This window comes from Erwinia sp. INIA01 (assembly GCF_025947915.1).
Lineage (GTDB): Bacteria > Pseudomonadota > Gammaproteobacteria > Enterobacterales > Enterobacteriaceae > Erwinia > Erwinia coffeiphila.
In genome coordinates, this window is sequence record NZ_JAPDNC010000015.1 from 88859 (window position 1) to 101133 (window position 12275).

At 47.5% G+C, this 12275-nt stretch carries 11 protein-coding genes and 1 pseudogene; 6 read left to right on the forward strand and 6 right to left on the reverse strand.

Translation table 11 applies throughout. The features are described from left to right. Window positions 1-104: 104 nt before the first annotated feature. Window positions 105-731, forward strand: coding sequence for a ParA family plasmid-partitioning AAA ATPase (locus OMR58_RS22465; RefSeq protein WP_264547008.1), 627 nt, complete (start codon window positions 105-107; stop codon window positions 729-731). Continuing rightward, the gene (locus OMR58_RS22470; RefSeq protein WP_264546997.1) at window positions 728-1030 is read left to right on the forward strand and encodes a hypothetical protein; all 303 of its coding nucleotides are present in this window, start codon (window positions 728-730) and stop codon (window positions 1028-1030) included. The genes OMR58_RS22465 and OMR58_RS22470 overlap by 4 nt, the downstream gene beginning before the upstream one ends. A gap of 531 nt (window positions 1031-1561) precedes the next feature. Here OMR58_RS22470 and OMR58_RS22475 read toward each other — a convergent pair. The 3 genes from OMR58_RS22475 to OMR58_RS22485 all read right to left on the reverse strand — a co-directional run bounded on the left by OMR58_RS22475 (window position 1562) and on the right by OMR58_RS22485 (window position 3562). Next, on the reverse strand, window positions 1562-1744 hold the full coding sequence (locus tag OMR58_RS22475) for a hypothetical protein (RefSeq protein ID WP_264546998.1): 183 nt from the start codon (window positions 1742-1744) through the stop codon (window positions 1562-1564). 301 nt (window positions 1745-2045) lie between these two features. Further along, window positions 2046-2882, reverse strand: a complete 837-nt coding sequence (locus OMR58_RS22480) for a hypothetical protein (protein WP_264546999.1) — start codon at window positions 2880-2882, stop codon at window positions 2046-2048. A 116-nt stretch (window positions 2883-2998) separates the two neighbouring features. Continuing rightward, on the reverse strand, window positions 2999-3562 hold the full coding sequence (locus tag OMR58_RS22485; protein WP_264547000.1) for a hypothetical protein: 564 nt from the start codon (window positions 3560-3562) through the stop codon (window positions 2999-3001). Window positions 3563-3879: 317 nt separating this feature from the next. Between OMR58_RS22485 and cui the strand changes: the two genes are divergently transcribed. Both cui and OMR58_RS22495 read left to right on the forward strand, forming a co-directional pair. Next, window positions 3880-4404 carry a colicin immunity protein Cui gene (cui, locus tag OMR58_RS22490; RefSeq protein WP_264547001.1) on the forward strand — a complete coding sequence of 175 codons (525 nt, stop codon included), beginning with the start codon at window positions 3880-3882 and terminating at the stop codon, window positions 4402-4404. A gap of 905 nt (window positions 4405-5309) precedes the next feature. After that, window positions 5310-6032: a replication initiation protein gene (locus OMR58_RS22495; RefSeq protein ID WP_264547002.1), complete on the forward strand. Its 723-nt coding sequence runs from the start codon at window positions 5310-5312 to the stop codon at window positions 6030-6032. Window positions 6033-6812: 780 nt separating this feature from the next. Here OMR58_RS22495 and OMR58_RS22500 read toward each other — a convergent pair. Next, window positions 6813-8012, reverse strand: coding sequence for a hsdR (locus OMR58_RS22500; RefSeq protein WP_264547003.1), 1200 nt, complete (start codon window positions 8010-8012; stop codon window positions 6813-6815). A 292-nt stretch (window positions 8013-8304) separates the two neighbouring features. Here OMR58_RS22500 and OMR58_RS22505 point away from each other — a divergent pair, with 292 nt between their 5' ends. After that, window positions 8305-8583, forward strand: a complete 279-nt coding sequence (locus tag OMR58_RS22505; protein WP_264547004.1) for a hypothetical protein — start codon at window positions 8305-8307, stop codon at window positions 8581-8583. 54 nt (window positions 8584-8637) lie between these two features. On the opposite strand, the gene OMR58_RS22510 is transcribed toward OMR58_RS22505, so the two are convergent. Both OMR58_RS22510 and OMR58_RS22515 read right to left on the reverse strand, forming a co-directional pair. Further along, the gene (locus tag OMR58_RS22510) at window positions 8638-9372 is read right to left on the reverse strand and encodes a tyrosine-type recombinase/integrase (RefSeq protein WP_444861338.1); all 735 of its coding nucleotides are present in this window, start codon (window positions 9370-9372) and stop codon (window positions 8638-8640) included. A 1156-nt stretch (window positions 9373-10528) separates the two neighbouring features. Beyond that, window positions 10529-11206 carry a helix-turn-helix transcriptional regulator gene (locus tag OMR58_RS22515; protein ID WP_264547005.1) on the reverse strand — a complete coding sequence of 226 codons (678 nt, stop codon included), beginning with the start codon at window positions 11204-11206 and terminating at the stop codon, window positions 10529-10531. Window positions 11207-11682: 476 nt separating this feature from the next. Here OMR58_RS22515 and OMR58_RS22520 point away from each other — a divergent pair. Next, a pseudogene (locus OMR58_RS22520) lies at window positions 11683-11919 on the forward strand (transposase); the annotation flags it as partial. Window positions 11920-12275 lie beyond the last annotated feature (356 nt).

Consider the following 12275-nt stretch of genomic DNA (forward strand, 5'->3'; position numbering starts at 1 on the left):
CACTTAACAACTTAATAATATACTAAGATAACAATCGTGTTGTGCTCTGATAGCAAAGATGACAATATTAAGTTGTTAACTTAACAACTTAATATGAGGCTATGATGATTATTGTCCTGGGCAGTCAAAAGGGTGGCGTTGGTAAGAGCACACTGGCGGTCTCAATAGCCGCATATTTAATGTCACTCGGTAAACGGGTACTGATTGTCGATGCTGATGATCAAAAATCAGTCTTAACCTGGTACAACAACCGTCCTGAAACTCTCCCGCATATCCCGGTCACCGGAGCCACAGGTAACATCAAGGCAATGCTTAAAGAGCACGAAAAATCTTATGATTTCGTGATTGCCGACTGTGCAGGTCGCGATAGCGCTGAGATGCGCAGTGGGTTGATGGCTGCAGATGTATTCATTTCTCCGTTACGTCCATCGCAGATGGATTTAGACGTTGTCCCGCATACCTGTTCTGTGTTTACAGCAGCAAAAGACTTTAACGAGAAGGTCAAAGGGTTTCTGGTGCTGAATATGACCCCGACGAACATGTTCGTGAACGAAGCAAACCAGGCTGCCGATGTCCTGAAGGACTATCCTGAAATGCAGCTGGCCAGCTCACGGGTATGTGATCGTAAAGCACACAGGGATGCCTGGGCCGAATCCATGACAATCTTTGAAACACAGAATGATAAAGCCCAACAAGAAGTTGAGGCGCTGGTTAAAGAGGTGATCCTGTGAGAAACCGCGTAAACACACCACCACGTGACGAGGCAGCATTTATCAACGGAGGTTCAGCCGGTATCGATACAGCCAGTACACATAAAGAAAAAAACAAGGTTGTAACAAAGGCTAAGCCCGTCAGCATATCTTTCTTTGAGGAGAACCTGAGAGACATAGATGATTTAATCCGTGAGGAAATGGTATCAGGTTCCACAAGAGTTAACCGTTCAGATGTAGTCAGGGCAGGCTTAGAGGCATTAAAAAAACTATCTAAATCAGAGATATCTTTCCTGATAGAAGAAGCGAAACAAAAGTAGCACATCGAAGTTGTTAACTTAATTAAGTGTTAAGTTAACAACTTAATAAGTTAACAAATTAATAAATTAACAACTTAGTAATTATCCGCATTTTTTTGACAGTCGCTCTAAATTTCATAAGTCAAACGCCTAAAACAGACCCAAGGGGTAAAAAAAAGCCGCCCCGAAGGACGGCTATAAACTGTAAGTTTTACCAGGACAGGTTATCACCTGCACTGATTCCGGACCTGTTAAAGGAACCAGTTGATCAATTGCAGCAATGCTGCAACCAAGTTAAGTATTACTATTACTAGCTCTATCATAACCCGCACCTCCATCTCTGTGGTGCGTAGTTACTAAGCAGTCCCCTTACCCTGATTCCGCCCATCCGGTTATGCCATTCACTTCGCCAGAAGAAGAATTTCACCCTGCTGTACACCCGATGTCTGCTAAACATCATGGTGCCAGCGTAGATAACCCGCCTTTGAGCGGGTTTTTTGCTTTTTGTTCGGGGACATTCAAACTTGTGCCTGACAGGTCCGCAATTATAATTCACTCCCTGACAGACCAGCGAACCAGGTCCATCACAAGCTGATAATGCGTATGCTCGTGCTTTGCAAGACGCAGATGCAGATCCCAGGCCTCTTGCGCCACTCTTTCAGCGTCAGAACCTGCCCGCTTATCCTCATGCTGGTCCAGCCAGCGCTTCATGATCTCTCTTTCAATACTTTTCACGGTAGACTCTCGTGTGCGTTCTGGAGGTTCTACAGTGCTGTCACGACGGACCAACTGAAAAGACGTTTCAGGAACCGTCCTGGCTCACAGACATCCGCTATAGTAATCCCCATCACTGCAGCCAGTGCAACGCGCAGAAACTTATCAACAAGATAGATTAAATAACAGACCATTTATGGATTAGCAGAAGATCAATAAAGAACATGATCCCGCTGTGGCAAGTCACCATGCGTCTCTCAGCGGAACCGGATACCCTGTGAAGGCTGACGCCTACCCTGTAAAATGAGCCGGTGCTGGCATTTCAGCAGTCACCACGGGTTTCAGCGTCAGCCCGGTGTGGCCATGCGCCGCGAACGCCGGCTTTACTGAACTGGTTTCTGCGCTCCTTAACGGACTCAGTGCTGACAGCCTCCGGGAGATCGAGCGTGACGGTGGCAAGTATGGCAAGGCTGTCGTCGCTCAGCGTGAACCCGGTCGGCAGTCGACATATGTCTTCCCTGACATTCTGAATGTGGTTAAAGATGATCCGGAGATAGTCGGGAACCGTGGCTCCGCGGGACCTGACAACCTCCCTGTCTGCCTCAGAGAGAAACACGATTTCAGGTTGCTCTCTGGCGACAACATCAATAACGTCTGAAATCGAGGGCCAGTATTTCAATTCGTAGCGATTTCTCAGTACTACCAGTGGATCACGGATATACGAGCGGTACCGGCTGTTACTTTCTGCTGCCTGGTTAGTCAAATCAATAATATGGTATGCGGTATCGGCGATAAAATCGTTGCGGTTCAGGAGGGCGTCCCTTTCACGCATCTTTAACGCCATCAGTTTTGCATGCTCCCTGATGTCTTCATTAAGCTGTATGAGCCGCTTGTGATCGTCCTTAAGCCGCTTACGTTCCTCATCTGAAGCGTATTTACCCGCATAAGCTAGCTGCTCTACCAGACAGTGGCACTGCGCCTCGCTGAGGCGCTGGCGTGCAATATTTTCCCACACCGGTCTCATTTCGTGCGTACGTTCTAAAAATCTGTCGAGAACCGGCCAGGCTGACATCCAGACTTTTCCGGTATGCAGCTGGTTGCGTAAATCCTTCACGGTATCGATCACATCATCAGCCGTTTCTGTTCGTATATATGCCATGCAATGTGCCCCTCTGTTTCGGTGTAGCCAGTATCTGCCGAACCTTAAACGGTGTCGGTAACGCAGGGAAAAAAATCTGCCGCCGCCACGTTACCAGAACTGTTCAGCAGGATTTTTCAGGGCTTAACTTTCCACTGGACGGGCAGCAAACGGTCAAGGGCGGCCTGATCTTCCGTATAGGCCAGGAAGTATAATTCCTGCACACGCATCCGCTTCAGTACCTCATAACGGTGCGTCCCGCCTCCAGGAAAAATGCCACCTTCTTCGTGCAGACAAAGAAAAACAGGAGAAAGTGGCTGTCTGTGAGCTATGTGCAGGATCGCACGCGCAAGTTTGAAGCAATCAAGTTCTTCCCAGATAGTGTTCGTAGCCCGGCGGAAAAGGGGATGCAACTGCGTTTCGACATCTGAGAATACAGTTCTGCCAGTCACGAGAGATGCTGTTTCATCGCCGGCATATTCCGCGGACTGGAGAAGCCAGGGGCATGGAGGGTCAATCGTGTGCTTACGTCCTTCAGACGAAAGATCCCAGTTTATGAATGACTGACCAGCGGTTGGCCAGTCATCAGGGCAGAGACCCTCAAGAGCGGCTACATCCTCCTGGGAATAATGATACGTTTCACTTTCATCATCCTGGCAAAGCAGTTTTTTTAAAGCTGCAGCTGATATTCTCTCCGCCATATTACCTCTGTTTTTTTTTCAGTTTTCCTGCCTGTCGTCGTGTGAGACTTGATACACCACAAGTCGCCCATTTACCCGTTCAACGTCCGTTCAGGAAATATAACCGGCCCAGCGGACTGAAAGAAGGTACAATCAGTAGCAATGGTATAAAAAACGTACTCATTTATGAAGGTGAATGGCACAGGCTGGCTTTCATACTTGTATATTAAAGACCGTGAAAGCTTTACCAGAAGAAGCCCGAATCTCACTGTGAAACATCCCTCAGATCTTTCGTGTGATGAAGGTGAAAAGCGTGCCATTAATCTAAGGAAAGTAAAATGTCCAAAGACACGCGCATGAATCAGTCATTCTTTTACATTCCCGTTCCCGGGTTTATTGCCATCCTTCTGACATGGATGCTCTACGCCTTTGATAGCAGTTCTGCACTGCTTGGCAGCATTGTTTCGGCTACAGAAAATGCTGTCATGGTTTCATCTCATTTTCCTGTACTCTCCTCTGTCCTTTCATCGATCGTCAAACTGGCTCCCCTGTTCGCGATAGTATTCTGTTTCAGGGAAGGGCGGGCGGTGGTTGCGAGAATGAAAGTTCTGCCGGTAAAACAGGTTATATTGGGATTCTTTCTGGGGTTGTTCGTTTTTTCTTTTTTCAGTTTTCTTTTTCAACTGATAGATTCTGATTTGGCAGAAAGAAAACGGAGTATTTTTCGTTACATTTCTTCGTCAGAACCCTTTCTGGTTTTATATTATGGAATCGTTTTCTTTGTATATTACGGCTTAACAATAGCGTGCATTATTTGTTCTTTTATAATCCCAGGTGTCCGGATAATGAAAAAAAGAGGGTAGTAGCTCCCCTCTGCACCTGTCATATACCGACATCAGAATATGAGCACATATATACTTAGTGTCAATGACGCCCACATAAAAACCAATTAAAAGAGCCTGAATTTAAAGTGGTTTTTCAGAGCAAACCCTCTATTTAAAACAATCTTTGTGATAATAAAATTCGTAAATTACAATATCAAAGTCAAAAACTTCAAAGGAACACGCATAATTTATGTGAATATTTAATCCCTTAACCATTTCCTGATTTGTAAACAAACCGTTCTAAGTATCGCCAATCCAGTCCACATGCCCCTGATTCGATCTGTTTCAGTTGTTCAATAAAGGAGTGATGACCACTTCCGATTTTAACCCAAACCAGATTTGCGTGTGAAAAGACGAGAGGCTGCATTAACCGCCGTGAGCAGATGTGACAGTGCATAAGGGTTCATGCGCCTCCGTGAACAAGCTTCTGCAACACTGCTGCCCTGACGTCCGGGGTCCTGCAGCGCTCGCCGCAGGCCATGACCGGGCCTGCCCGCGAATGGCCGAGGAAGCGCAAGACCAACAGGTCTGAGGGATCCACGGCCTCCGAATGGCCGGATTGTCCACTTATCCACAGCGCATCTTTTTAAAAGCTTTTTTGGTTTTTTTTCTTTTTAAGTCTTTTAGATAGCCGATATCCCGCGCCGGAACTGGTGCCGGAGGTGCCTGTTATGGGATTAGGCACAACTTTTTATGGGGAACAGGAATACTTGTTGTGGGGAATGGGTACTGTTGGCGTGGGAAACACATCAACTGGCTGTGGGAAATACATCAAGTTTGTCGACAGGGTATGCGTCAGATCGTATGAGGGTGTTTCCGACGTTGCAATTTTTCAAATGGGTGCCAATATGGGTAAATAATTTTTTACCCACAGGCACCTCGCGATGACGACTGTTTCACTGAAATCGTTCAAGAAAAAGGTCAGTATCAAACAGTCGAATGAACTGACTGAGGCAGCTTACTACCTGCCGCTGCAGGCGAAGCGGGTGCTCTGGCTTTGCCTGATGCAGGCCTATTTCAGTGAGTCAACGGAGGATATGGAGAACGACGTTCTGCCGTTGTTCAGCGTCAGCGTTTCGGATTACGTGCGTTATTTCAACGTGGCGACCGCCGTGGCCAGCCGTGATGTGAAGGCCGGGGTAAAAGCACTGGGTGAGTCTACCGTTACGTTTTACCCGAGAGACGGTGAATTCGAGCAGGTCACACGCCCCTGGCTGTCGGAAGCAGGCATGAAGCGCGGCCGCGGCTCGTGGCAGTTAGAGTTTAACTATAAAGTCATCCCCTTCCTGGTAGGCCTCTCCTCCCAGTTCACCACCTATTCCCTGTATGACTGTGGCCAGCTCAATAGCGTAAAGGTGATCCGTCTGTACGAGAGCCTCTGCCAGTTCCGGAGCACCGGCACCTGGGTTACCGATCACGACTGGTTGTGCGAACGCTTTATGCTTGCTGATTCCCAGAAGGCCAATAAAGCTGAAATGAAGCGCACCTTTCTTGAACCGGCCATTCGTAAAATTAATGAAAAGACGCCGCTGCGGGTCAGCTATCGCGTCCTTGATGACGGACGTTTCCTCTTCAGCGTGATGGACAGGCCGCTGCCGGCAGCCTGACATGTACATCCGCCCTCAGACTGAAGTTGACCTTATTCCCATACTCCTCCGAAAAAGCGGCTAACACTCTTCCGAAACTTGACCTTTTTCCCACTCTCACCCACTGAAGGCAATACCCTCGAAGTAGGTGTGCCGGGTCGAATACACATTTCCGGGCAGTCGGCACCGCAAAGTTGATGTGTTTCCCATACTGCTACGCCAGATCCTGTCCGGTACCGGCAAACATGACTTCTTTCCCACATACACGACGTCGCCCGGAAACCCGGGTTCCTGCCGCCGACAAACATGATGTATTTCCCACATCTGCGGCCGGAAGTTGATGCATTTCCCATATCTTCTCTGTATTCGCCAGCGCGGGCAGGGCAGAGGGCACGTCATTCTGAATATCAGCGGGTCCGGTGGGTAATTTCACGAGGATGCGAACAAGTGTCGCATCCCGGCCGGTTTCAGCTCAGTAACGCCCGGGCATAAAGTTGACCTGTTTCCCACAACGGTCAGGCAGCGGCGAAGAAATCGCCGGTGGGAAATCCCTTCCGCCGGGGAGAATCACCACGGCATTCTGTCCGACTGGCAGGCTGCAGCAAGAAAGGGGAGGACGGGAAAAAACACTCCGGCGGAAAAGGGGGGAAATACATCCTCAATATCCTGAAACGTAACCCCCAGGTTGTGATATACCCTTACCGCAGATATCCACTGTACCGGGTTATGCTGCGATAAAACGCCCCGCAGACCTTGTGCTCAAAAGTATGAGCGGAGTCATCCCGAAACGCAGGAGCCCTACTACAAGTCTAATGTTGGGTCTCCTTTACAGGCAGTACAGCCTGTAATTTCTCCTAATCCGCCTACAAAAGTGTCAGCGTGACCGCAGTAATTGCAAATCTCAAGCTCTGAAACAAATTCAAAACAGACGGTACACAGATGGCCTGTCCCGAACTGACATACGCTTTGCGACGAGCCACATTTATAACACCCTGCAGGATGAGATGAATCCTCAACGCCCGGTGAATGTTCTGACCCTTCATCAAAAAACGGATAGCGCTCTTGGGGTTCTGCACAGAACTCACATTTATAAGGCGCACTCCCCTGGCCAAGACAGTCACCCCGCCCGCACTGCGGGCAGGTCACAAGCGCGTACGCGTAATGATATGAGCATACGCGGCATTCCGGATGGAACACGCGATGTGTACCTCCGGTCTCCATGGGCCAGTGAACCATAGCGGTTTCCTGACAGTTCGTGCACTGGGAAATATTCAGACCGTCCTGACGCAGAGTATCCAGCTTGTGCGAAACATGTTTGTACTTCGCTGTGGCATAAAAGCGATTTCCGGCCAGCAGCTGGGTTTCATTACGTGCCAACCGTCTGGCAAGACGACCACGAAACAGCTCCTTCCATTCATCGCGCAGCAGACGGTTCAGTGCAAACCAGGCATCGCCCTGTTCGGAGAGGATGTCGTCATGCTCCGCGGAGCTGAATCCGTCATGGTAAAAATGGACCACCCGGTTGCGGTGCCGTCGGACCCGGTCAAAGATCAACGCCGTTTCTTTACGAAGCGGTTTTTCGAGGATGTTACCCAGTCTCTCCAGCGTCTCGCTGTACGTCACGGACTGAAAGTCCCCGGTCAGAAAATCCTTTCTGGCAATTTTCTTTCCGTTACAGACCAGCGTCCAGTGCTCCTGAACCAGCGGAACTTTAAGCAGGAGTTCGACTGCAGTCCAGAAGCTGACGACGGAAAAGCGATAGTCACAACGGTCCAGCTCGCTGCGGGCCTTGTCCAGAAAACCCAGACCGTTATCGATAAGCGCCTCCGCCTCCGGACTCAGCGCGTCCATTTCTTCTCGCCTGCTCATTTTATCCTCTTTTCTGTTCAGTCGTGCTGCATATGCAGCGTACCAGTGGTATCCCGGCTGAAGAGTATCTGCTGACCGACGGCCTGGTCCGGCCTGGACCTCAGGGAATACCACTTCGTGCAGTTCGCACATTTGATCGCCGTCAGTGTATGGATGAACTTCCGTGACACAGCGTGATGAATCAGAAGTATTGCATAAATATGGCGCGGTTAACTGAGTATGAAGGGGGCTCTCAGCGCTTATTATGGTGCCCGGTGCTATTTTAAGGCGGCCGTAGCGGGTCGCTGATACCAGCCTGTACTTGTGGGCTGGTGTCGTGTGAGAACAGCAGCTATGCACTGCATCCCGGCCGGCCATTTATCCGTTTGACGATGCTGCCACATTACCACAGTATAAATCTTCGTTGCAGTCTGAGAGGAAGCTGATGATTTTCGCCAGGACACTGACTTTCATCAATAAATACCAGTGGTGGATCTACACCGTCTGGGCTCTGCCGACGTTCATCTTCTGGCTCGGGGTGGGGTTTTATGCAGCGCAGAGTGAGACCGACACGCCGGGCGGTTTATACTTATTCACCACGCTGATGCTGTGGTTCTTTATCCATTTTCTGCCGGTGATCCTGCTGGCCACTGTGCTTGCACTGTTCCGCTGGAGAGTGCGGCTGCATCAGAGAAAGCACCGTTCCGCTTCACCCGTGTCATAAAACTAACCTCCCGGCTGAACGGCCATTCCGCGCCCTGCAAAAATCACTGACCGGTCAGACCGGCGGAAGCGCACGCAGGATCCCGGCGGCACCGGCACCGTCTCCGGTAAACGGCACCTGCAGCGTCGCCGCCAGTTCCAGCGCAAACACCCGCGTGTAGACCTCCATTGATCGGGCGTCACGGTGGCCGGCGAGTGCCTGGATAACCTTCGGCGGCTGCCTGTGATACAGCATGTGCATGATGTACGAGTGCCGGAACGTGTGTGGTGTCACCGGCACCGAGAATATCACCCCGTCACCGGCCGCCCGCTTCACCGCCGCCTTCAGCCAGTTACGCATGGTCTCATCGGTGGCAGACCACAGGGATTCGCGACGCTTCGGCCGTTCGGTGGCCATCCAGCTGTGTATTTCGTGAACATATCCCTGATCGGTCAGCGGAACCAGGCGCACCGCATCCTTCGGCGGGCGCCCGCGCCGGCTGCGCACCTTTTCTGACAGGATCCGCACAAAGGGCCGCGGGCCGTCGGTCACAAACGATTCCGGGGTGAGCGTGCAGGCTTCGCCGATTCGGGCGCCGGTGTTCCACAGCGTGCTGAACAGAAAATGGTGTTTCCGGTCCGGCATATAGTGGAGCAGGGCGCTCACCTCCGGTGCCAGCAGGTAAAACGGCGTCACGCCGTTCGCGGTGGCCATGCGACGCAGCGCCAGCGCGGTCGGAAAATCCACGCCCGGCGCGATGCTCAGCGCAGTGACGCGTTCTGGTGAATTCTGCAGGGTTACGGGGCTCATTATCATAAAGTTTTCACACAGCGCGATCGGTGGGTTTATACCGTCATTTTCCCTCAGGCACCGGTCCGGAGCCAGCGCAATAAATCGCGCAGAGAGGATCCTGAATTTGGTTTTACCCGCATTATTGCGCCTTATCCAAAGTGCGTAAAGGATCCTTTTTTACCGTAAAACACGTTCAGGCCCTGTGCCACGCGGCTTCAGGGCCGGCCGGCATATTTGGTATAATGCGCGTAAACCCGAATATGCAGATCCGCAGTACTGCCAGCGTATGAAAGCGTGCTAAAAGCAGATTCTGGTTTGACGGACAGGGAAACTGCATTCTGCATTGCAGGAGCTGCGTATCCAAACGGTGAAAAACACTGGATAACAGGACGGGCTGATATCATAAGAAATAATACTGGGAAGAGGAAAAACGGGCCTTTTCTGATTTCCGTTATTATGTAAAGCATATCGTCAGTGATATAAGCTTTCCTGTTAAAAAAAACACTCGGCCGTCCGGCAATCTGCACTGAAATATCGGTCTCAACGACCTATTAGGAAGGGAAAAAATACCTAACCGTAAATCTCGAATATTACCCCCTGATTATAAGCAAGTACATTGATGCAGATAAAAATCATCAACAACAACTCTTGTTTTGTATCTATCACATTCATTTATAGTGAGGCAGATACCGAAAAAACAATATGTAAAAGTAATTATTGGGTTTTTATTTTACATCCATAGCAGAAAAAAATGAATTCTTTTGCGCATGAATTTAACAGAGTTAACTTCACAAATCTGCTTAACAACACCCAGCAGGAAATTAACGTCTTTTTCGAAAAGGATAAATACCCGCACTGAAATTATAACTCTTATTTTTACCTGCCTGAATATTTATGGTTATCAAAAAAATAATTACTGCAGTCTATCCGTTAAAAAAATTTCAACTGACACAAAGAAAACGGCTAAAATCATCAGCCATGGATTTTTCAGCCCAAATGGCTAAAATGAGAAAAACAAAAAATTAAGATAAAAAATTTAAATCTACGGAGGGTTACAAATCAACCTAGAATAAGACAACCCAAGAAAAATTATTATATTTAACTGGACTCATTAATCTTTTAATAAAAAAACAGATGAGCAAGACGTTTATACCAACCTTAACTCGTTCTATTTTCATGATAAAAACCTCGAGAAATCAAGACCATTACTTATAAGGATGTTCTTATTAGAAAAAACTGATTCAATTTCCAGCAGCTCAATAAAGTTAACAATACTGAATAAATGAACCCTCTTCATCACGTTAGTTTTATGAGTTACAATCGTTTTGTATTCTGCACTCAGAATGAAAGCAATTTGTTTATCAGTAAAACCTGAAAGATACATGTAAACAACCTCGAGTTGCCTTGGTGTTAGTGAGTATAATATACCATTGATTAATGACAACTCACTTAACATCTTGAAACCTTCTAAAACAGACACAAGAAACGTAACATCTTTCTGAGCAATCGGGATTACATATATGTTATCTAATATATTAATAAAATCACTTGCCAGCCTGAATCTTCCTGGAACAAAGAAAATAAAATCAACACCCTTGCTATATTCTGAAATGTTATTTATTCTATCCCTCTCATTTTTTGAAATCTCCGCAACAGTCTTGAATATAATGATTCTTTTTATTTCGGAAATATCAATATCACCAAGGTCATTAAATCGCCTGCGGATAATTAATTTTAACCCTGAATTTGAAAAGGATAGTGAATCCTGGATGGATTCAACTGCGCGCAGGAAAAAATTACAATCACTAATGACTATTATAGCACTCTTATCTTTAAAACCATTATTCATCATTCACCAAAAGCAGACTGTCCCTCTATAAAACCCACGCTAAAAACATACGAGGCACGAATTATTTACAACAATACCATATATTATAGCCCTAAGAAAATAAAAGTCAATAAACCCCACTCCTTTTCTATCGTTCTGTTTATATCAATAAGCTTTGCAATTAAAAAACCAATCCTTTATTGCACAATGAATAATCAGGAGAAGATAATTAACCCCGCCAGAAAAATGAGCACAGGCCATTTGTATGAAGCAGCGAACACAAGAACGAATAAAACCCAACCAGATGAAAGAATTAAAATATCGAAATAGATATCCATATGATATTTTATATCACGTTCAGTAATAATCAAATCACATTTCAGTAGACAGTATCAATAACATAAAAAAACACTGCACTGAAATTTTTTAAGGGTGAAGTTATTTATCAAAATAACTAAGTTGCTGCACGCCTTTGTTGATTAAATCGAACTTTTGCTGAGTTGAAGGATCAGACCACGCATGATCCTGATAATGCAGGCAGTTCCGTGGCAAAGCATAAGTTCAAAATCACCAAATGGTACAACTATAACAAGGCGCTGATTAATGTTTGCTTCATCACTTTTTGGCTGGATGATCAGGCCATTCAGGCGTGGTATTATTCAGTAAAACCCGTATCACGCGGACGACCTCAGCGCTATTCAGACCTTGCTACAACTATAGTTCTGGTAATTGGGAGATCCATGGTTAGGGTGTTGAAAAGGATGACAAGGCTGGAATGCCAGAAAGCGTGGGCATGGCCTGAAAACCTGTCCTGCTAAAGGGACACTCTCCCGAATCCGATTTATTCATTAAAGTTCCGCGCACGGCTTTAATCAGATTCAGTTGCTTAATACGAATCACCCGATTTTACCACAGCTTTCGTAGATTTCGTTCAGGTTTCAATGAATTCGCCGGCAATCGTATACGTCTCCGCTTTACAAATATGAGTCTTCGATAGGCTTCAGCAGACACTGATTTGATCTTACCCACGTAATGTGGACACGTCCCTAAGCGAGGGTCTGGTTTTCGAACTGTTCCGGGCTGAGGCCGCCGC

Excerpts from the sequence above, each read along its gene's own strand:
- OMR58_RS22465 (WP_264547008.1), top strand. The coding sequence starts at position 105 with ATGATTATTGTCCTGGGCAGTCAAAAGGGTGGCGTTGGTAAGAGCACA.
- OMR58_RS22480 (WP_264546999.1), bottom strand. The coding sequence starts at position 2,882 with ATGGCATATATACGAACAGAAACGGCTGATGATGTGATCGATACCGTG.
- OMR58_RS22485 (WP_264547000.1), bottom strand. The coding sequence starts at position 3,562 with ATGGCGGAGAGAATATCAGCTGCAGCTTTAAAAAAACTGCTTTGCCAG.
- cui (WP_264547001.1), top strand. The coding sequence starts at position 3,880 with ATGTCCAAAGACACGCGCATGAATCAGTCATTCTTTTACATTCCCGTT.
- OMR58_RS22495 (WP_264547002.1), top strand. The coding sequence starts at position 5,310 with ATGACGACTGTTTCACTGAAATCGTTCAAGAAAAAGGTCAGTATCAAA.
- OMR58_RS22500 (WP_264547003.1), bottom strand. The coding sequence starts at position 8,012 with ATGTGCGAACTGCACGAAGTGGTATTCCCTGAGGTCCAGGCCGGACCA.
- OMR58_RS22505 (WP_264547004.1), top strand. The coding sequence starts at position 8,305 with ATGATTTTCGCCAGGACACTGACTTTCATCAATAAATACCAGTGGTGG.
- OMR58_RS22510 (WP_444861338.1), bottom strand. The coding sequence starts at position 9,372 with ATGAGCCCCGTAACCCTGCAGAATTCACCAGAACGCGTCACTGCGCTG.
- OMR58_RS22515 (WP_264547005.1), bottom strand. The coding sequence starts at position 11,206 with ATGATGAATAATGGTTTTAAAGATAAGAGTGCTATAATAGTCATTAGT.